This window comes from Streptomyces sp. NPDC001914 (assembly GCF_042891215.1).
In the GTDB taxonomy this organism is placed as follows: Bacteria; Actinomycetota; Actinomycetes; order Streptomycetales; family Streptomycetaceae; genus Streptomyces.
In genome coordinates this window covers 65,883-85,870 of record NZ_JBIASW010000001.1, presented here as the reverse complement: position 1 = coordinate 85,870, position 19,988 = coordinate 65,883, and the positions used below count along the sequence as shown (strand labels likewise).

General features: G+C 68.8%; 14 protein-coding genes. 6 read left to right on the top strand and 8 right to left on the bottom strand.

Translation table 11 applies throughout. The annotated features are described in order from the left end of the window. Nucleotides 1-7 precede the first annotated feature (7 nt). From ACFYYF_RS00420 to ACFYYF_RS00390, 7 genes are all read right to left on the bottom strand, one after another. Complete coding sequence (locus ACFYYF_RS00420; RefSeq protein ID WP_388769723.1) at nt 8-1,342, bottom strand: hypothetical protein; 1,335 nt, start codon at nt 1,340-1,342, stop codon at nt 8-10. Between the two features lie 122 nt (nt 1,343-1,464). Further along, nucleotides 1,465-6,459, bottom strand: coding sequence for a ricin-type beta-trefoil lectin domain protein (locus ACFYYF_RS00415; protein ID WP_388769721.1), 4,995 nt, complete (start codon nt 6,457-6,459; stop codon nt 1,465-1,467). A 1,231-nt stretch (nt 6,460-7,690) separates the two neighbouring features. After that, nucleotides 7,691-8,260, bottom strand: a complete 570-nt coding sequence (locus tag ACFYYF_RS00410; RefSeq protein WP_388769719.1) for a TetR/AcrR family transcriptional regulator — start codon at nt 8,258-8,260, stop codon at nt 7,691-7,693. Beyond that, the gene (locus tag ACFYYF_RS00405; RefSeq protein ID WP_388769717.1) at nt 8,260-9,198 is read right to left on the bottom strand and encodes an oxidoreductase; all 939 of its coding nucleotides are present in this window, start codon (nt 9,196-9,198) and stop codon (nt 8,260-8,262) included. Before ACFYYF_RS00405 ends, ACFYYF_RS00410 begins: the two co-directional genes overlap by 1 nt. A gap of 291 nt (nt 9,199-9,489) precedes the next feature. Beyond that, nucleotides 9,490-9,963, bottom strand: coding sequence for a TspO/MBR family protein (locus ACFYYF_RS00400; RefSeq protein WP_388769715.1), 474 nt, complete (start codon nt 9,961-9,963; stop codon nt 9,490-9,492). A gap of 435 nt (nt 9,964-10,398) precedes the next feature. Beyond that, a complete protein-coding gene (locus ACFYYF_RS00395; protein ID WP_388769713.1) occupies nt 10,399-11,265 on the bottom strand; it encodes a GNAT family N-acetyltransferase in 867 nt (288 codons plus the stop codon). Nucleotides 11,266-11,493: 228 nt separating this feature from the next. Then, nucleotides 11,494-14,322 (bottom strand): sigma-70 family RNA polymerase sigma factor, encoded by a 2,829-nt coding sequence (locus ACFYYF_RS00390; RefSeq protein ID WP_388769711.1) that lies wholly within the window; start codon nt 14,320-14,322, stop codon nt 11,494-11,496. 711 nt (nt 14,323-15,033) lie between these two features. Between ACFYYF_RS00390 and ACFYYF_RS00385 the strand changes: the two genes are divergently transcribed. Genes ACFYYF_RS00385 through ACFYYF_RS00370 form a run of 4 tightly spaced genes read left to right on the top strand, consistent with a single transcriptional unit; the run spans nt 15,034 to nt 16,265 of the window. Next, nucleotides 15,034-15,285, top strand: a complete 252-nt coding sequence (locus ACFYYF_RS00385) for a hypothetical protein (RefSeq protein WP_388769709.1) — start codon at nt 15,034-15,036, stop codon at nt 15,283-15,285. Continuing rightward, nucleotides 15,195-15,425: a nuclear transport factor 2 family protein gene (locus ACFYYF_RS00380; RefSeq protein WP_388771491.1), complete on the top strand. Its 231-nt coding sequence runs from the start codon at nt 15,195-15,197 to the stop codon at nt 15,423-15,425. The genes ACFYYF_RS00385 and ACFYYF_RS00380 overlap by 91 nt, the downstream gene beginning before the upstream one ends. Beyond that, nucleotides 15,425-15,823: a nuclear transport factor 2 family protein gene (locus ACFYYF_RS00375; protein WP_388769707.1), complete on the top strand. Its 399-nt coding sequence runs from the start codon at nt 15,425-15,427 to the stop codon at nt 15,821-15,823. The genes ACFYYF_RS00380 and ACFYYF_RS00375 overlap by 1 nt, the downstream gene beginning before the upstream one ends. A gap of 28 nt (nt 15,824-15,851) precedes the next feature. Next, nucleotides 15,852-16,265, top strand: a complete 414-nt coding sequence (locus ACFYYF_RS00370; RefSeq protein ID WP_388769705.1) for a VOC family protein — start codon at nt 15,852-15,854, stop codon at nt 16,263-16,265. Nucleotides 16,266-16,302: 37 nt separating this feature from the next. Here the strand turns inward: ACFYYF_RS00370 and ACFYYF_RS00365 are convergent, their stop codons facing one another. Beyond that, nucleotides 16,303-16,485: a DUF6480 family protein gene (locus tag ACFYYF_RS00365; protein ID WP_388769703.1), complete on the bottom strand. Its 183-nt coding sequence runs from the start codon at nt 16,483-16,485 to the stop codon at nt 16,303-16,305. 515 nt (nt 16,486-17,000) lie between these two features. On the opposite strand from ACFYYF_RS00365, the gene ACFYYF_RS00360 reads away from it, so the two are divergent. Next, entirely contained in the window at nt 17,001-18,959 is a 1,959-nt protein-coding gene (locus ACFYYF_RS00360; protein WP_388769701.1) for a hypothetical protein, read from the top strand. Between the two features lie 129 nt (nt 18,960-19,088). After that, nucleotides 19,089-19,484 (top strand): peptidoglycan-binding protein, encoded by a 396-nt coding sequence (locus tag ACFYYF_RS00355; protein WP_388769699.1) that lies wholly within the window; start codon nt 19,089-19,091, stop codon nt 19,482-19,484. Nucleotides 19,485-19,988 lie beyond the last annotated feature (504 nt).

Sequence of the window (19,988 nt, the reverse complement as noted above, 5' to 3'; positions counted from 1 at the left end):
CCGCCGGTCAGGCGTGTTCCACGGACTGCCACAGCTCCCCGGTGACGTGGTGCTCGCCATAGCCGAACCGTCTGCCGAGTTCCTGGTAGTGACTGTACTGATCCTGGGAGAGCGGCAGGGACGTCACGGCGAGCAACCGCAGCAACAGCCGGAATCCGAGGTCCGCGTCCACGTCGGTGGCGACTTCCCCGATGGCGTGCCGGGCCCTCTCGCCGGGAATCGCTTCCCAGTGCGGGCTGATCTCCACCTCCGTCAGGAGCGGTTTCGCTTCCCGCACCACCCGCAGTACGGCGTCCCGGAGATCAGTCCGGACAGGTGGTGGGGTGTGGCGGTACTCGGGGGCGATGTCTCGCAGGCGCTCTTCGCACACGTCCTCGATCTGCCGGAGCCAGTCCCGCGCGTCGATGCCGAGGAGGTCGATGTTGTAGCCCCGGCCCGAGACGGACAGCCAGAGCACACTGATCGTCTCGGAGGACAGCGAGGAGTCGCGCAGGCGCCGCGCGTCGGCGAGCAGCAGGGCCGCCGCCGAGCCCGGGGTCTGGGCACTGTCGTCGGCGGCCGCGGCCTGCCGGACACGTTCGCGCACGGGGTCCTCCTGCCAGGCTCCTTCGAACCAGGGCGCGAGTGCCGAGAGACCGAAGTCGCCCGAGGCGTCGCGACGCGCGGTGTCGATGGGGGGCCACAGGACGTTGAGGCCGTCGTACACCAGGGGCCCGGGCCAGCCGAGCGCGGTGTCCAACGCCATGAGACGGTCGTACTGCTCCTTGCCGACCGGTACGCCGTATGCCTTCAGCACGCGCAGAAGGAGCCTGAGCCCGAGGTCGCCGTCGCCTTCTCGGACGATCGCCTCCAGGGATTCCGCGACCGTGCCGGGTGACAGGGCGGCGGGGCCGGTCCCGGCGACGGCACGGTCCAGCGAGCCCGCCGATGCGCGGATCTCCGCGGTGACGGCCGCGCGCAGTTCCTCCTCCGTGATGTCCGGCCGGGCGAGCCAGTCTCCGGGGGCCCGCTCACGTCCGCGGCCCGGCCATTGTTCCGCGAGACGGTGCAGCCAGCCCCGGACGCCCGACTCGTACGCAGCGGGATCGAAGCGCCCGTGCGTGGCCGCGAGCCACGCTGTGCGGATGACCTCGTCGGGCAGCGGGGAGTCCAGGAGGCAGTGCGCGTCCACGCCCAGTTCGACCGCGCCCTCGCCCTCGCAGACGGCGGCGACTTCGGACGCGAGGCGCAGTGACCGCGCCTCGTCGGGGGAGCCTGTCTCCGTCGACAGTTTGCCGGCGAGTGCGCTGAGGCCGAAGTCGCCCTCGTAGAACCGGCCGTACTGCTCACGCTGTCTCGCCATGGTGGTGTCCTGCTCCTGGAGAACGTCGTCGGGTGGGCCCGTCCCATTCTGGGCGGGCCCACCCGGGGTGGATGTCGGTCAGCCGTTCATGTCATGTGCCTCGGTGCCCGTCGGGGCGCCTGTCACTTGGGCAACGGATACGACGTGTACACGATGAAGCCTTCGTGCTTCTTCTTGCCCGGCAGTCGCTTGAGGACCACCCGAACCTCGTTGCCCGCAGCCTCCGCGGGGCCGCTCGCCTTGTACACGGTGCCCAGCGAGGAGTACTTGTCCCACTTGCCGGTGATCGGGAACTCGGCCTTGTCGCGCCACTGTCCCCGCTTGTTCAGGAAGTTGTCCAGCGCCTTGAAACTGTCCGCCCTCCGCGTGCCGTTGGGGAAGAAGTACTCGGAGACGACCCGGTCGACGGCTTGCTGCGCGATCTCGGCGTCGGTCCACACCGTGCTGATCGGGGCCAAGCCGTTGCGCTCGTTCACCCGAGCGTCGGCGACAGCCTGCCCGGCAGTCCGGTTGACGTGCTTCGAGAGCGTGTGCGCCCCCGATTCCGGGAAGCGTGTCTCGTCGGCGAGGTTCACGCAGTTGTGGACCAGCAGGTTAGCGGCGTGCCGTCCCTCGGAGCGCACGTAGAACGTGTGCAGTCCGTCGACGGTCAAGTCGTACACCTGGCGCGGTGCCGTATCGGTCAGGTCCCGCAGAGCGGTGACGGCGTGCGTCTCACCGTCGGGTGAGCGTAGCCGGTCGCCCTGGTGCAACTCGTTCACGTGGGTCCAGCCGAGACCGACGACATAGACACGGTGACCAGGGGTGCTGGTGATGCTGCTGCCGCCGGCCAGGACGATCCGCACCAAGTGGTCCGTGTCGTGCGCGAAGGTGGCGCTGATCGCATGAGGACGCTGCGCGCCGCTCTCCGGATCAGCGGCCAGCACCCGGTCGCCGGGCCGCACCGTACTGATCGCCTTGAGACTGCCGTCCGCCATCAGCACCCGTGTCCTGCCGGGGAAGCTGTCGACCCGACAGGAGGCGGCGATGTCCTCGTAGAGGCTGGCCGTCTTCTCGATGCGGTTGAGGGCCGCCGGGTCGAGTTCGTCCAGGGCCCTCAGGGCGTTGAACGCGTCCCGGATGCCGACGCCGGTGACGAGCGAGGCATCCACGGCGCGCAACGCCTTGGCGAGGGGCGCGAGGATCTTGCCGGCGAACAGGCTCGCGACGTCCAGGCCCGCCCAGGCGCATCCGGTCCAGCTGCCGGACTGGAAACCAGAGCTGAATTTCTCGGCGCACTTGATCCAGCTGCCGAAGAGGATGTCGACGGGGTCGACGCCCCTCTGGTACTCCGCCATCGTGATGGTGTGCGTGACCGTCTGCGACTGTTCCTTGGTCTGGGTCTTGCCCAGGTACAGCGTCGCTTCGGAGGGGCATTTGTACTTCTGCGGATCCAGGTCCTCCGCGGTGCACATGTAGAGGTCGAGGAACTGTATGTACCGGATCTTCACGGTGATCGTGCAGTCGCCGTTATAGAAGAGCTTGTCGATGAAGCCGTCGCAGCCGTCGGTCTTCTTGGTGACCTCCGGATCGCCGACCTTCTGAATGTGGTCGACGACGTAGAACATCTTGCCGATCGTTCCGCCGTTCCCGTCGGGGACGGTTCCGGTGTTGATCTGTTTGGCCTTCTCCGCCTTCTCGGCTCTGTCGGCGGCTTCCTGGGCTTCTTCGGCGTATTTGTCGGCGTCCTTCGCCGCCTGTTCGGCCTCGGTGGCGGCGGTGTCGGCGCGGGTGGCTGCCGCGCGGGCGTCCTTGGCATCCTGTTCGGCCTGGGCGGCCGCTGAGCGGGCGGCGGAGGCGTCGAGTTCGGCTGCGTCGGCGCTGTCGCGGGCGTCCTTGGAGTAGCCCTCGGCGTTGCCGGCGGCCTTGTCGGCGGCGTCTGCGTCGGTGGTGGCCTGCGTGTCGTAGTCGATGGTGCGGGCCAGTGAGGCCGCGGCGGAGGAGGCGGCTTTGGCAGCGCCCGCTGCGTAGCCGAGGGCGTCCTTCGAATACGTGCGGGCGTCCGCCGCGTATCCGGCGGCGCCGGCCGCGTGCTGGTAAGCCTCCTTGGAGTCGCCCTTGGCCTGGTCGGCGAGGTTCTTGGCGGCCTGGGCCCCGGCAGCGGCGTTCGTGGCGTGCGCCTCGGCGACCGCCTGCTGCTGGTCGGCGATCGTCTTCGAGCCCTGTCCGGTCAGGACGACCAGGCCGGCGGCGGAGTCGGTGTCGACGTAGGCGGAGCCGAGTTGGATGGCGTCGTTGGCCGGGTCGGCGACCCGTTTGGCGGCTGCGCCGGCGTCGACGGCGGCCTGGGCGGTGACGTAGGCGTAGCCGGCGGCCTTCGCCGAGGCTGCGACTGCTTTGACGGCCTCCGTGTTGGCACCCTTGGCCTGGGTCTTGGCGTCCTTGGCATGCTGTTCGGCTTCATTGGCGAGCTTGACCGCGGCCTTGGCCTCGGCAGCGGCGTCCTTGGAGGCCTTGATGGCGTCGGCGACCGCGCTGGTGGAGGTCTTGACGGCCGCGTCGGCCTTCAGCTTGTCGGCCTGGGCGTCGTCGGCGTCGGAGCGGGCGCGTTTGGCGGCGGCCTCGGCGCGGGTGGCCGCAGCGTCCGCGTCGGCTGCCGCCTTGGTGGCGGCGTCGGCCTCGGAGCGGGCCTTGGTCGCTGCCGTTTCGGCGTCGTCGGCCGCCGTGTCCGCGTCGTTCGCAGCAGCCCGGGCTGCGGTCGCCGCGTCACCGGAATCCAGAGAGTCGGCGTAGGCGTCCTTGGCGTCGGCCTTGGCGCGGGCGGCGTCGGCCTTCTGCTCGGCGTCCCAGGCGTCGTCGCGCATGGACCTGGCGTGGTCCTTCGCCTTGACCGCGTCGTCGCGCCGGTCCCCGGCGGTCTTCTCCGCGGTTTCCGCCTTGTCCTTGGCGTCCTTCGCCTTCGTCGCCTCGGACTCGGCGTTCTTGCGGTGCTCGGAAGCCTCGGCCCGCTTGGCGGCGGCGTTCGCCTTCTCCGCCTTGGCCGTCTTCTCCTCGGCCTCCGCAGCCAGCCGCTTGGCGTGCGCGTCGGCGGCCGCGGCCTTGGCGTCCCCCTCGGCCTTCAGCGCGTCGGTGAGCTTGGCCTGCGCTGTCTCCCTGTCCTTCTTGGCGTTGTCCCGGTGCACCTTGGCCGCGTCGGCGGCGGCCTTCGCCTGAAGCTCGGCCGTCTCGGCGGCCTTCTTACGGAACTCAGCCTTCGACTGGGCGGCCTGTGCCAGCGCCCGCTGCGCGAGGGTCGCACTGTCGCCGGCGGAGGCACGGGTTGCCGCCTCGGCCGTCTCACCCGCCTTCACCAGCGCTGTGAGAGCGGCGGCGGCGCCCTGGGTGACCTGGTCCTTCTGCTGCCCGACCAGCAGACCACGGCCACGCGGTGCCCCGTTGGTGTCAGCGATGCCGTAGGCGGCCTGGACAGCCGTGTCCGAGGTGGCCGAAGCCTTCTGCACGGCGGCCAGCTGGGCCTTCAGGACAGCGAGCTGCTTCTTCGCACCGGTCTGCGCCGCGGCAACACCGGCCTTCGCCTTGTCGAACTGCGCCTTGTCCGGATAGTCCAGCTGTCCGGTGCCGTTGTGGCCGGACGGCTTGATGTCGAACTGCTGCGCGGCGCTGTCGTTGCAGGTGTAGAGCTTGGCGTCGTTGCCGTTGTCGAAGGTGTGCAGGTCCAGGCACTTGCCCGTGCCGACGCTCTTCAGGCTGGTGGCGCCGCGCAGTTCGGATGCCCAGGTCTGCGACGTGGACTCCTTGCACGACGAGATCTGGATCTTCGTCCCATTCGCCGTGTCGTTTCCGGCCACGTCCAGGCACTTGAGCGAGTTGACGTTCTGCAGGTGCAGCTTGTCCTCGCTGCCCAGGAGCACCCATTTCTGCGCTGCCGAGCCGTTGCAGGTGTAGACCTGAACCGGCGTGCCGTTGTCCTTCTTAGCGCCCTGGACGTCGAGGCACTTGTCCTTCGCGGCGTGCACCTCGATGACGGTGGGGCTGTCACCCACCCAGCCCAGACCGCCCGGCATCCAGTAGTCCTGCCACCGGGTGAGATGGTCGGCGCTCCAGGACTGGCCGAGCATGTCGCTCAAAGCCTTCGCGCCCTTGGACAGGGCGTTGACCGCGTCCTTGTTCGCACCCAGGATCTGGTTGCGTTGAGCGGCCTGCGAAGTGACCTCCTGCTGCCACTCGCCGGCCGCCGTGGAGGTGATGTCGCCCAGCACACCGTCCGGGTCGATCGGATCCCGCCAACCACACCCGGCGAAGCGGGACTTCACGTCCTCGACGGCGATGCGGTACTCCGCCGTGCCCGGCTGCGGCGCACTGCGCGGGAAGCCACCGGAAGACAGGAAAAGGCGGGCGTCGTCCGCGCCTGCATTCGCCGCGGGACCCCCGTGCATCCACAGAAAGGCGCTGCGCTCGGCGAGCGCGCGATTCCACTCCGCCTGCGTCGTCCCGGTGGGATCGGGGTCCTTCCCATAGAGGGGGTTGCCCACCTGGTCGACGGCCTTGAGGGTCTTGTCGTCGGCTTTCGGGGTGGCGTCGTCGTAGAAGTCGGAGTCGGTCTTCCAGAAACGGTCGGCGACCCAGGCGGACAGACCGGTCTGGGAGTAGAAGCTCTTGTCGCCGGAGGGCGGCTGGTGGAAGTCGGTTTCGGTGAAACCGCCGGGGGCCGAAAGACCGTCCAGGGGCTTTTGCCAGGCGTCCCGCTGAGCGGAAAGGGCGTCCATCTCCTTGCCCGCCGCGTCACGGTCGTTGTTGTACGCGACGGCGAGCGGTGTCCGTTCCCAGTTCTTGCGGTCGGCCAGGACGTGGAGCTTGTCCGGCGTCTGGTTGAGGCCGTCCTGCGCGGTCGCGGCCATCGACGGGCCGCCGAGACGCAACACGTCGGCCATCAGGCACTGATCCTGGCGCAGTTGCTCGGCGGCGGTGTCGTCGTACCAGGGATAGGAGTCGGCCACCGGCTCGTTGTTCTGCCTGGTCGAGCCGGGCTGGACCGCGAGAGCGGCCAGAACGGCCAGCGCAGCCGCTGAGGTGACGGCGGAGGTGCGCTTCCGCGATCTTCGCGCCGCGGGCAGCCGGAACCATGGTCTGGGGTGCAAGAAGGCATCCCTTTCTGCGTTCACTGGGGGGTACGAGCCCGAGGAACGGTCGAACGAAAGGGGAGCGATGATTCCGATTCTGAGGGGTGCTCAGAAGCACGCTGAACCAACCGCATCGATACATATGCCAAGCCGTGTGACGGCATGGCAAATACAACCCATCCCCGTGAGCGACGATGTTCCCCCGGCCGCCGAATGATGTGCGCGGACACGGAACTGGTCAGGTTCCACATCATGCGCGGCTCCACCTTATGCAGGAGGCACGGACCCGTACAAAGATTCGATGTTTTCGTGGGGTGTTGGCGTGAAACCTCGTGTCGCCCCAACGGTCCGCGCTCGAGGGCCTGACAGCCCGGCGGCGCATGGATTTCCCGCGTGCTTCCTGTGCTCGGGAGGTGGAGGGTGTTCACGGTCGTCAGGCAAAGTATGGCCGGTTTTCGACCCCGCCCGAGTGGCCTACGTGGGGCGCTGACGCCCCCGTCGACTGCGGCTGACGGACTGAAGGCTCGAGCTGGCCCGGCGGGTGGCTCGGCAATGGGCTGAAACCATGCTCCGATGCAAGCGCGTCGCACACAGGCAAGTCGCCCGGAGGTACGGTGCCGGAGTCCAGCCCAGCCCGGGTTCGGGGCGTGCCCGCTCGCCGCGCACGGGGCTCCTTCCACCCCCTGCCCTGCACGGCCTTCGATGACCGATCTCCGCCTGGGCCGGCATGCCGCGCTCTTCCGGGCGTGCGCTACGATTGATCTTGAGCTGGTCGGTGGAAGTCGTACTGGTTGGTGATGCGTCGGTGGTCCAAGGAAGGACGCCCCGCTTCCTGCGGGGAAATGCAGGTGCAAGGCCTGCCCGGCGCTCTGTGAAGACCCTGTCCCGTTCCGCGGGACAGGGTCTTTTTGCCGTCCAGTGGAGACGCTGAGGATGCCGATGCGCCGGGCCCCGCTCGTGGTGAGGAGGTCGACCGCGGCAGTGAAGGTCTCCAAGGGGATCTCACAAATCCCCGGGGACTGTCCTGGTCCGCCGAACCAACGGATGGACAGAGCACTGATGCCCTGCTGGGCAAGGATGCGTGCTCTCTCGTGTTCGATGCGTCCGCTGGAACCGGCCAGGACCAGAACGCCGACGTCACTGCCGCAGGCGGGCGTGACAAGAACACCTTCCCAAGGATGGTTCAGCGTGATCTAGCGCGGAACCCCGGGCGTTCACGCCCGGGAAGAAGCGCTTCTTGACGCTGCTGTCAAGTTGAGTCGGCTTTGCTGATGGCTCGCCAGCAGCCTTCAGCGACGAGGTCGAGCTCGTCCGGGGCGAGTTCGACCCCGCCGGCCGCCAGTCGCACCGCAGGACTCAGGGCGAGTTCGTAGAGGACGTCGAGGGGCAGGGGAACGAGCCATGCGGCCATGTCGGGCCTGGCCACCTGTGCGAGCAGCGGGTCGTTGTCGTTGGTCAACGCGGCCTCGTGAGCCGCGAGCCGGTACGGCGAGTGCTCGACCTGCAGCAGAAACCGTGCGTGGACGGGGTTTGCCGTCAGGTAGTGGTAGCAGGACAGCCACACCGCATGGAAACGCTCCTGCGGTGGGGCAGTGAGGTCAAGGCCCGCTGTGATCGCGACCGCGAGGTCGGCCTTCGTTTCGCAGTACGCGGCCACCACCAGTGCGTCCTTCGACGCGTAGTGGGTGTAAGCAGTTCCGGTGGCTACCCCCGCTTCCTTGGCGACCGCGCTCATCGAGGCGCCGTGGAAACCGTGATCGGCCACCAAGGTGCGCAGTGCGCCCCGTACTGCTGCCGCACGGTCCTTCGGTGCCGCCATCACGTGCGACCCGTGCTGGGAACATCGAGGGCGATGCCGGTCTCTCGCTCGGACACTTCCCAGAGCCTGGCGATGGCCTGGTCCATGCCGAGGCGGCGCAGAACCGGCTTGCGGACGGGCCTGCCGTTGTTCACGAACAAAGGCCCGTAGAACTCCCCGCCCTTGGCCAGCGGATCCGTTCCGGCGCGCAGTTGCGGCAGGGCGCCGTCGTCAGCGGTCATGCCGGTCAACTTGGCCAAGGAGTGGAAGAACCGTTGCGAGGCGCCGCCGCTGGATGATTCGACACTGACCGTCTGGAGGTTCGTGTCGGACAGGCCAGGGTGCGCGATCAGGCTTGCGGTGCCCGCGCCCGCCCTGTGGAGCCGCTGCTGCAGACCCAGACCGAAGTGGAAGTTGGCGAGCTTCGCCTGGCCGTAGGCGCGCCATGGTCCGTAGCGTCCCCGCAGGTGCGGATTGGTCGCGTCGACGGGACGGCCCATGTGATGCGCTGTGCTGGTCACCGTCACTACGCGGGATCCGGGGGTGCGTAGGAGTGCCGGCAGCAGCAGTGCGGTGAGCGTCCAGTGCCCCAGGTGGTCGACGGCGAGCTGCATTTCGAACCCGTCGACGGTCCTCGACTCGTTGATCGCCATGACGCCGGCGTTGTTGAACAGCAGGTCGACGCGTGGGTGAGCGGCCAGGATCTTGGCCGAAGCCTCTCGTACCGACTGCTGAGAGGAGAGATCCAGGGCGACCAGTTCCAGAGAGGCGTCCGGCACGGTTGTGCGGATCTCTTCGATTGCTCGGGCAGCCTTGTCTTGGTTGCGTACGGCCATCACCACGTGCGCGCCCTTGGCCGCGAGCTCTCGGGCCGTCACGAGGCCGAGCCCCCCGTTGGCGCCCGTGACGACGGCGGTCCGCCCTTTTTGGTCGGGGATGTTCCGACTGGTCCAGGCCATCTCAACCTCCGAATGAATGTTCATTCATTATGGTGAGGCGGTCACGAATCCGCAAGACGGGCTTGGCTGCGCGGCGGCGGCACCGGCCGGAGTGGTGTCTCGAGGACCGTAGTAGTACCTCGAGGAGGGGAAGCGCGGCCGGCGCGCACCCGTCGGCTGCACGTCCGACGTAGGCCACGCGATGGTGCGCCCCCAGGCCGGCGTGGCCGAAGATCGGCACCCCTCGTGTCGAGCTGCGTGGGACGCTGCTTGGCCGTCGAGGGAGGAACTGCCGTCGGCCGCCGGGAGGTCTTACTTGCGACGTGCGGGATTGAGTCGCGCGATGGAGGCGTTGAGCGCGGTGGCGAAGAGGCACCAGCCCGCATAGGGGGCAAGCGCGCGAGCTGCCGAGGGATCGATCCGGCTGGTGCGGTGGACAAGTTCCGCGTTGCTCAAGTTCAGCAGGACTGTGCCGCACACCCCGGCCTTTGGGCTGCGCAGGCCGAAGAACAGCCAGTTCCATCCCGTGTTGAGGGTGAGATTGACGGCCAGGCTGGTGGTCAGACGGCTGCGACTGGGACCATCGGGAGAAGCGTTCAGGGCGCGCCCCGCAGCGAAGGCGATCGTCGCGTAGAGCGGTGTCCAAACAGCACCGAAGGCCCAGGGCGGTGGTTGCCAGGATGGTTTGCGCAGGGACTGGTACCAGGCGCTGTCGGCGTCGACCGCACGCGCCCCCAGTGCGGCCGTGACGGCTACGGCGGCAGCGGCGCCACAGTAGGAGCGCACGGCCCGAGGGGATCGTCGTTCGCTCCGGAGTTCGCTTAGGAGCCTCATACGTAGCAAGGTTCCCCCGCATGCGCGTTTTACGAGCTGATGCGCCACAAGACCGGCAAATGCGACCAGCTGACCCACCGGTCCCGCTCCCGGTCCTGGTCCCGCTCCCGGTTCTGGTCCCGCTCCCGGTCCTGGTCCCGGTCCCGGCCCTGGTACTGGCGACACCTGGAGACGATCATGTGGACTTCACCTGGCGAGACTCTTCGGTTTGCTGCGGCGGGCGTACCTGGCCGCGTGTGGTGAGCCGGTCCGGGCCGCACGGGTGCTGGATGGCCTGACCGAAACCGATCGGTTCGCAGCTTGAGGCGCTCGGGGAACGACCGACGCCCCCGAGACGGACCCAGTGCTACGCGAACAACCAGGCCGCCGACTCACCGTCCCCCGGCCTCAGGCCTTCCGGATCCGGTCCCGCACCTCCGGTCGCACCTCGAACCCGGCCGCCTTGTACGTGGCGACGCCGGCGACGTTGGAACTCGGCGTGCACACACGTACGCTCGACGAGCCCATCTGCCTCAGCGTGGCCGCCCCGGCCACGGTGATCGCCCGCCCGTAGCCGCGACCACGGTGCTCCTCGTGGACGCCCATCGGCTCGACCAGCCCCGGCTTCCCCGGGCCCGCCGACCACACCGTCACGACCGCCGCCACGCCGCCCTGGTCGTCGTAGGCGCCCAGACAGCAGGCGTCGCCGTAGAACGGCCCTGCCGACATCGCGTGCCAGTACTCGCGGGTGGGCCGCGAGGTGTTGAACGCCGACCGCAGAACGTCGGCGAAGTCCTGCGCCTGCTCCGGGCCGATCGACTGGATCCGCACGCCGGGGTCCTCCACCGGCTCGGTGAGGTCGCGGAAGAGCGGCGTCCAGGACTCGCCGACGCCCCAGCCCTCCTCGCTCAGCAGGTCGTGGAGCAGCAGGCCCAGCGGCGCCTCGATGGACACCCCTCCTTCCGGGAGCACGCCGCGCCCAGGCAGAGAGAAGTCCTCGACGAGCCGCCGCGCCAAGTCCTCATCCTGGAAAGCGTCCGGAGCGACCGTCATGCGCACCAGCGTCGGCGAATCGAGCATGCCGACCGCGAGAATCCGCCCGCCCCGGCTCCAGGTCCGGACCGCTGCGGCCGTCTCGGCCGTTCCGAACCGGTAGTTCCAGCCGATGTCCCCGGAATGCAACTGCATCGGCGCTTCGTCGTACTGCCACTCCCGCAGCGCGGCCATGGCCTCTCGTACTCCGTCGACAGTCGGCGTCCCCAGCACAATCGTCATAGCCGGGATGAGACGCTCCACCTCGAACTTCCGCAACCGATTTACGGGTTGGCCGTTGCCCTTGCAGCGGTTGGCCCGTGAGTCCTACTTCCCGCATCAGCCCAGCAGCTTCGGTGCCCCCTTCCGGACCGCGGCGCCGGTCCGACGCAGGTCCGCGCCGACCTCACTTCTCTCGCCGCGATGAGAGTCCGGGCCGTCGCCCGTAGCGATGGGGACGGTCTGGCCGTGTCACGATCGCCTGCGTCGGGCGTAAACGAGCAGACCGGCCCCGGCGATCAGGGCGCCGGCGGCGATGCAGAGCGGAAGCACCGGGTCGGCTCCGCCCGTCTGCGCCAGTGGTTCGCTCCCTCCGTGGGCAGTGAGGTCGGAGTTGGCGTCTCCGGTCGCGCCCGCACTCGTAGAAGGGTCGGCTTTCGTGTCACCGGACGGTGTGCCGGCATGCGCGCCCGGGCTCTCTTGCCCCGACGCCGATGACTCGCCGTCACCTGTGGCGGACCCCGCGGCGGCTCCGAAGCCGTACGCGCCTCGGTCCGGTGTGCCGCCCTTGCGGTGCGCCCCGGTGAAGTCGGTGGTCACGGCCGGGAACGGGGTGGCGTCGCCGATGGCGGGTGAGCCTTTGGTGAGGCGGAAGTCTGCGTCCGGGCCGTTGCCAGGGGCGGTGAACTTCGGGTCGGCGATGATGTCGTGTGGGCCCTTGGTCTCGGGTGCCTTGCCGCCGAAGTAGACGTTGTAGTCGTACGTGACGTTCACGTTGCGGGACTTGCTGTTGGTGGCCTGGCCCGGGTGGCCGTAGGCGATGTTGTTGAGGACGCGTACGTCGGTGCTGTCGTGGGCGAAGATGTTGGCGTAGGGCGTTTCGATGCGGGTGCTGCGGCCGTTGAGGTAGGCCGTGTTGTGGACGATGTCGACGTGCCGGCTCTTGTAGGCGTGAATCCCTGAACCGCCGTTGTCGTAACTGATGTTGTTGGCGACCAGAACGCGTCCGTTGTAGGCCGGTCTCCCGCGCTCGGGGTCGCCCTTCGTCGTGTCGACGATGATGCCGTTGCCGTCGGAATAGCAGCGGCAGCCTTCCCACTTGACCTTGGTCTCGTTGTCGTGGACGCGGTTGCCGGTGATGCGGATCCCGTACGTCCTGGGGTCACTGCCGCCTGTGTCGTGGGGGGTGAGGATGGAGATGCCGCTGGTGCCGTAGACGGTGAACCAGGCATTGGAGTGGACGTGGTTGCCGATGATGTCGACGTGGTCGGCCTCGATCGCCGAGATCCCGCCGCCCGGGCAGTCGTGCACCAGGTTGCCGATGATGTCGACGTGGTGGGGGAACGCGCCGGACTCCCGATTCTTCTCCACGGATATGCAGTTGGTGTTGTACGTGGGGTCGGTCTTGCTCGACGAGCGTTCGGCGTCGGCCAGGGACAGCGCGGCGTTGTTGCCCTTGACCTCCAGGTTCTTGATGACGATGTGGGACGCGCCGTAGACGCTGATGCCGTTCCAGGCCGTCTTCGGGTTCAGGACCGGCCGGTGCCCGGGATACGCGGTGAAGGTGATGGGGGCTCCCGGACGCCCCGAGCGTTTGACGGTCAGCACGTTGGAGCCCTTGCGGGGCTCGGTGTACGTGCCGTTCATGACGGCGACGACATCGCCAGGGCCGGCCAGGTCCGCGGCCTTCTGAAGGGTGCGGAACGGGGATCCGGCCGACGTGCCCGGGTTGGAATCGCTGCCGCTGGAGCTCACGAAGTAGGTCGGGGCGGGGGCTTTCGCCGGCAGGGACGAGCGGGAGACGCGCGCGGCGACGGGGGAAGGAGCGGAGGCGCGGTCCTCCGCGCCGGCGGCCGGCCGGGAGCCGCGCGGTGACGCGTTCATGGGAACGGTGGGGGCGGGCGTCCTCGTCGACGGACTCACCTGGGAGGCCGTGTTCCGCGTGCCGGAGGAGTATCCCGAGGGGACCACGAAGAGGCCCGTCACGACGAGCGCGGCCACCCCGGCGGCCACGGTCGCACCCGTCGCCTTGGCGGAGAGTCCACCGAGCACACCGTGGTCACCACGCGAGCGGCCGGGCATGCGACGGCCGTGCCCGCGGGGCGCCGACCGGGGAGCGGTGTGCCGGACGGTGGCGGCCGGGTGGGGGCCCCCGGCACCGACGACATCGGCCCCGGTCCCGTCGTCAGCGCCCGGACCCGGTCCGTCGAGGGTGTCGGCCGGACTCCCCGCCTCGCCGAAGGCCGGCCGACCCGTCGGCCCGGTCCACCCCGTGGCCCCGGCCGCTCCAAGGTCTCCCGTGCGGCCCGGTACGAGCAGGGGCAAGCCCGCGAGCAGCCGCTCAGGCGGGACCAGCCTGCCCGCGGGATGACCGCATGGCTCGCAGGAGCGCAGGTGCCGGGCTATCCGCTTGCGCAGCAGGGGGCTGGGAGTCGGGTCGCCCGGGCCGGTGAGCTCGGTCAGCTCCGCGCAGCGCGGGGTGCAGGACAGTGCTCGGACGACCGTCCGTGCCACGTCCAGCTGGGATTTCATCCGCTGGACCTGGACGGCCAGATGGGCTGTGGGAAGGTTCGTGGCCGCTGCGACGTCCTTCCGGGACAGCCGTCCGCACGCCTCCAGCCACCACAGCGACAGAAGATCCCGGTGCGACGTGTCGAGCCATGCGGTGGCCGCGGCGACCTGCCGCTGCTCGGCGGAGAGCGATTGCCGCAGCAGGAAGAGGGTTGCGAAGTCGGGTTCCGGCGAGTGCCGTTCCTCGGCGTGTTCCAGGGTCGTCAGCCGACCGGACCGCGCCCGGCGTCGGGCGTCGGTGAGCTGGCGGACCGCGATGGCCACCAGCCACGAGCGGAACTTCGCCGTGTCCCGGAGGTCGGGCAGCGCGCGGATCACCGCGACCATGGTGTCCTGCACGATGTCGTCGACGTCGAGATCACTCTCCGCCGCTCGCCCGACCACGTTGTAGACCAGCGGCAGGGCGCCTGCGGTGAGCCGTTCGACAGCTCTGGAGTCCCCGTCGCGAGCTGCCTCGACCGTGCTGCGGTCCGGAAACGTGTCGGTCCTGTCGGAACCGTCATGTCGCATGCGATACATCCTCGGACAAGAGCAGGTGTCACTGCTCTGGCGGGCGGTTGTCGCAGCAGGAGACGAGCGGACGCCCCGGGTATAACACTTTTCGCACCGGGGCCGGGGCCGGGGTCGCCCACTCGCTGTCCGGCGTGCAGAGCCCGACGCCCTCACCTCCGGTGCCGGGCGAGCCTCTTGCCAATCGGCGTCCGATGCCTGACGGCAGAAGGCGGAAACAGGCTAGACGTGTGGCGGATCGGGCTGGGCGCCGACTATGTAGTTCCCGAATTCTGACACGCACTTTCCGGTAACCTACTCACGCTAAGGAAAGTATCCAGCAAGGAACCGGAATTACCGCGCGCGGCACCGTGACCGGGCATCGAGACTGCGGATGACGGAATCACGAACAGTGAGGGAATGTGCACCGCCAGAGGCTCATTCGACTACTTTCCTTTACGTAAGTAGGCGAGGCTGATGGCCGTCCTGGTGCGGCGAGTTGAAACCATGGCAGGCATGTCTTATCGTTGCCTTGCCTCAGGAAATCACCCCCACGTGGCGGCGGATCCTGTGGGTACTTCCTTGAGGGAGTCAAGAGAGAGTAGTAAAAGCGTCGGCCCCCTGCCCAGGCGGTCATCACGGCGCGAGGGCACCTTAGAAGATTCAGGGGTCCCGGCTGCTTTCATCGCATGAGAATCATCCGGGGCCCAGTCTCCCGGAATGGTGAATTTCATGTCCGATCTTGAGCGGAGCAAGCACATCGTCGTCGACTACTACCAGACGGCGTTTCAGGGCGATCCCGAAAAGGCAGTCGCCGACCACTTCGGTCCCGTCTACATTCAGCACAACCCAGACGCCCAGGACGGCCCCGAAGCCTTCATCGGCTTCGTCCACTGGCTGCGCGGCGAGTACCCGAACCTGCGCGACTCGACATCAAGCGGGTCATCGCCGAGGAAGACCACGTGGTCACGCACGCCCACCTGAACCTCGAGCCCGGAAACCCGGACAACCCCGGTCGCGCCCTGGCGGACTTCTTCCGGCTGGAGAACGGCAAGGTCGTAGAACACTGGGACGTCATCCAGGAAGTCCCCAAGCAGTCCGCCAACGGCAACGGCATGTTCTGATGCCGTCCGCCGGTGACTTCCGCAGTCCCGCGGAGGCGGTACGCGCGCAGTACATCGCGTCCGCGACGGGAGACCTCGACTTGTGGAGGTCGGTTGTCGCAGAAGACGTCGAGTGGACTGAGTCGGCCGGTTTCCCGCTCGCGGGCACGTACAGAACCCCCGGCGGGATCATCGACGGCGTCTTCACGCCCCTTGCCCAGGAGTGGGACGACTGGACCACGCACGACGACACGTACGTCACCGACGGCGAACGCGTCGTGGTCCTGGCCCGCTACACCGCCCGAAACAAGACCACGGGCAAGACGATGGAGGCGCGCGTCGCGCACTCCTTCGTCGTCCGCAGCGGCCGAATCGTACGGATGGAACAGATCGTCGACTCCGCCTCGGTACCTGGGTAACGCGTCTGGTGAGGACGATGGAGGAGTCATGGGGACCCCCACACCCGAGCAGCTCTACGCCTATCTCAGCTATGACGATGCGACTTCCGCCTTGGACTGGCTGCAAGCAGTCGGCTTTCAGGTCGTTACCCGCCAAGAGGGGGCTGGGGGGACGGTGACGCATGCCGAGGTGCGCCTGGGCAACGTCGTCTTGATGATCGCTAGCGCTGATGCCGCATATACCGTGCCCACCTTGCGTGGCCAGAGCACCGGAAGCGGAATCTACTTGTGGATGCCGGCGTCGGCAGATGTGGACAGCTGGCACGAACGCGCTCTCTGTGCAGGAGGAAGCAGCGTGATTTCTCCAGAAGACACCGATTGGGGCAGCCGTAGGGCTCGGGTTCTCGACCCCGAGGGCCACGAGTGGAGCGCCGGAACTTATCGACCAGGCAGTACATGGTGACTTCGCGGCGCGATGGCTCGTTGAGTGAGGGACGGCCTCACATGGTGATCACACGCACCAAGAAAAAGCCCGCTACGAGAACACAGCCGATCACGATCACGATCAGCAATGCGCGTGGGTGTTCCCAGATTCCGCCGTCGGGTCGTTCCTCGTGCGCCTCAGCCGTGGAACCCTCCACGGGAGGGGTTTCGCCCGGGGGATGGAGTGGAGGTTCGCTCACTGCCGCACCGCCCTACGTGACTCGATTCCGATCGGGAAAGCCGTTCCATGGAATTTCGTGAACTGAAGGTCATTTGGATGCACCTCAATGCCCCTCAAGCACTGCTGAGCTTCAAGGCGTGGTGTCGGCGGAGGCTGACGGCAGGTGATCCCTGCGGCATGCCGACCGTATGAGGCAGGTTCGAGGGAGTGGACTCATCGAGGAGCGGCGGGCCTACGGTGAGAAGTGACCTGGACGCCGTTACGGGTCAAGACCAAGCGCCTGTAATCCGGCTGACGAAGCGGGGCAGGTCCGCCCGGTGAGGGGTATGCCCAGGTCACCGTGTGGCGGCTCACGACTGCGAGCGTCGACCTGCTCGTACACGGTCGCGACGGCAGGCTCAGTAACCGTGACTCGCGCCGACCGGCGGGCGAACGGCCCCGAGAATGCTGGACGCGCCCGGCCGGTGACCGGCTCGACGTTCACTCGTTTGACGGATCGGAGTCCACGACCCCTCCCGGAAAGCATCCCGCATCATGCACCTTCGCTCGTTCCGGCCCGCCGCCGTCAGGCCCCGGGCGCGGGAGGCCGAGTCCGTCCTCGTAGAGCAGTACGGGGACCTGGTCCGCCTGGCACATCTCGTCCTTCCAGCATCGCTCGGCCGACATCGGCGGGTGCTCGCGGCGCATTCTCTGGTACAGCGGGCTCTGCCCCGCGTACGGGCAACGCCCGGCCTGCCCACGGTCCCCCGACCGCGCGGGGAGGCGAGCGGCAGGCAGACGGTCCAGCGGTCACTCCTCGTGGAGGTGCTGCGGGCCGCGCTGGCACACGGCCGGCGTCCGCGCCCGTGGCCCGCACGGTTCGCTCCGTCCGGGGCACTCGTGCCCCGGATGCCCTTCGTCGTAGGGCTCCGGATGTTCCCGCGGTCGGGCGGGTTGGACGAGCCCGACCTGGCCCGACGCCTTTCGGACATGTCCGCCGCCGCCCGTGCCGCCTGCCTGCTGCGCGCGGTTCACGGCCTGTCCGACGACACCGTCCACCACCTGCTCGAATCGGCGGGCGTGGCGGACCCGGCCGCCGCCCTGAGTACCGCCCGGCTGCTCGAGGCGGTCCCCGGCGGCGCTGTCGCCGCGCTGCTGTCCTCGCAGGAGTTCGACGCCTGCGCTCTCCAGGTCGGCCCCACCGATCTGCTGCGCCGCAGCCGACGGAGCAGGCTGGGCCTGGGAGTCGCCGCGATGGGCTTGGCGGCGGCCACGCTGGTGGTGACCGTCGCCGGTGACACGACTCCCGGTCCGTCCGCGCCCACCGCCGAGGCGGCGGCTGCGCCGACGAACGTAGTGCGCACCGCGGCGGGGGTGTGGGACAACACGTCCCGGGTCGACTTCACCGCGTGGCCGGCCCGCGGTTCGAGGGTGAACGACAAGAAGCTGCTGGGCCGGGCCCTGTCCACCTGGGCGCGTCCGCCGGCCGGGAGCCGGGTCCGGCTCGCTCCCGCCACGTCCGCTGCCGCGCCGACGAACGCACCACTCCTGCTGTACGCGGGAGATGGCGCCGACCGCACGGTGGTGCTGCTCTACGACGGCACGCGCCTGGCCCGGTACAGCGAGTCCCTTTCCTCGGCCGAGAACACGGAACTGAGCGTCGCCCGCACCGACGACGCGGACGTCACGACCGCGGCAGCCGTCGCCCTCGACTCGGACAAAAGCTCCACGCGCTATCTGTTGGCCCCTTGGATCGCCGAGGCGGGAACCCGCGATCTGCTGCGCCCCGACGTCCTCGCCCGGCCGTTGCGCATGTCTAAGGACGGTGTCACGGAACCGGTCCCGACGATGCCCGCGGGCGGGGGCTGCGACAGCCGCCCGGTGCTGCAACTACGGTCCTCGGAGCGCATCGCCGAGCACCACTCATTCCTGCTAGCCGGATTGGGCGACCTGTCCCCGGTCCACCTCACCTACACCCCCCTGCCGGGACGAGGGCGTCCGCCCCACCAGCCCCGGGAGGCCACCGGCACGGCAGCTCTGGTGGCCTGGGCTCACCAGGCCTGCGCGCTCGGATCACTCGGCAACACCGGTGTGCGTGCCGTCAACGCGTGGGACTTCGCCGAGCAGCACCTGCCCGACGGCGGCGGTCAGGCCGTATGGACCTGCGCCCGCGCCGACACCTGGCGCGGCCCCGGCGACGTCACGGTGGCCCTGCGGACGAGCAGGGACGCGCCGGACGCGCCGGCCCTGACCGTGGCCCACGCGCGGTCGACCGCGACCTGTAGCCGCTTCGGTCAGCACATCGTCGCCACCACGGGCTGGCGGTCACCGAGCGGCCACTGGTACGTGCTGGCAGCAGGCAGCCGGGCCGTGACGGGCCTGTCGGTGAGCGGAAGCGTGTCAGCCTCGGAGGAAGGGCGGACGCTCGCGCTGCCCGCGCCCCGCCGGCCGCACGTGAAGGTGGTGGCCCGACTCGCCACCGGAGGACAGCTGGACGCTGTCAGCTCTCCCTGAACGCGTGGACGGGCGCGGTCCGTCCTGTCGCGGGGCGCCCGTTCCGTGCCACCCCGGAGGGGCGGAACTCGGGTTATATGATCATGCTTTGAATTCACTTCAACTCAACTGCTGTGCACGGGGGTTCACATGTCCATACGTCGTCCGTCCCGCCCGCTGAAGGTCACCGCTGCCTTGGCCCTCGCCACGGCCGCGCTGCTGATGGCCACTCCGCCGGCCGACGCGACCGAGTACAACTTCGACACCTGCATCGCCCAGGTGGGCAGCCGCATCGCCCCGAACGGCAACGAGATCCCGGCCCGGAACTTCGCCCGCGGCGACTCGGGGGTCTGCGTCAAGGCCATCCAGGTGGTGCTTGTCAGGTACGTCGTCACCGAGTCGGAGAAGTCCGGTTTCGTCGACGGCGTGTTCGGCGCCCGGACCGACTACTACGTGCGCCTCTTCCAGGAGCGGTACCGCCTCGATGCCGACGGGATCGTGGGTCCGCGCACGTGGGGTGTGCTGGCGGCCACCTACACCGGCTGACCAGTAACTGAACCGCCTGTTCCGCCTGTTGCGCGTCGCACGGGGCGCATGCCGATCGCGGCGGACGTCCGTTGATCAGCCGGGCCGTCGCCACCCTGAGTGCCGCACTCGGAACCGTGTATCCCGGCGCACCGGACACTGCTTCCGTATGGGCGGCGGCTAGGCGGTCCGTGAGACCGAGGGGCGCACCCGCACCTCGGCGGAGGATCCCGCGTTCGCGGTGCTCGACGAGATGGCGCTGCCGTGGCTCGTGCAGCGGCGCTTCACGATCGGATGTTGAAGAGCCGTGATACCCAAACGCCCCGGCTCGCCACAGCGGCGAGCCGGGGCGTCCGTCAGGAGGACGCCATGGTTGGGTCCAGGGTGGGGGAGTCGAGCGAGCGGGACTCCACTGCCGGGGAGTGTGGCCCGATTCTCCGGCGACCTCAGCCCTCCGGGCCTTGGCCGAGCAGGACCAAAGCAGTGCGTCGGTGGCGGCCATGGCCGCCACCGAGGCGATGTGGG

Bases quoted from the DNA above. Each gene is read 5' to 3' on its own strand.
- ACFYYF_RS00420 (WP_388769723.1), bottom strand. From the start codon at position 1,342: ATGGCGAGACAGCGTGAGCAGTACGGCCGGTTCTACGAGGGCGACTTC.
- ACFYYF_RS00410 (WP_388769719.1), bottom strand. From the start codon at position 8,260: ATGGCGGCACCGAAGGACCGTGCGGCAGCAGTACGGGGCGCACTGCGC.
- ACFYYF_RS00405 (WP_388769717.1), bottom strand. From the start codon at position 9,198: ATGGCCTGGACCAGTCGGAACATCCCCGACCAAAAAGGGCGGACCGCC.
- ACFYYF_RS00395 (WP_388769713.1), bottom strand. From the start codon at position 11,265: ATGACGATTGTGCTGGGGACGCCGACTGTCGACGGAGTACGAGAGGCC.
- ACFYYF_RS00390 (WP_388769711.1), bottom strand. From the start codon at position 14,322: ATGCGACATGACGGTTCCGACAGGACCGACACGTTTCCGGACCGCAGC.
- ACFYYF_RS00385 (WP_388769709.1), top strand. From the start codon at position 15,034: ATGTCCGATCTTGAGCGGAGCAAGCACATCGTCGTCGACTACTACCAG.
- ACFYYF_RS00375 (WP_388769707.1), top strand. From the start codon at position 15,425: ATGCCGTCCGCCGGTGACTTCCGCAGTCCCGCGGAGGCGGTACGCGCG.
- ACFYYF_RS00370 (WP_388769705.1), top strand. From the start codon at position 15,852: ATGGGGACCCCCACACCCGAGCAGCTCTACGCCTATCTCAGCTATGAC.
- ACFYYF_RS00360 (WP_388769701.1), top strand. From the start codon at position 17,001: ATGCACCTTCGCTCGTTCCGGCCCGCCGCCGTCAGGCCCCGGGCGCGG.
- ACFYYF_RS00355 (WP_388769699.1), top strand. From the start codon at position 19,089: ATGTCCATACGTCGTCCGTCCCGCCCGCTGAAGGTCACCGCTGCCTTG.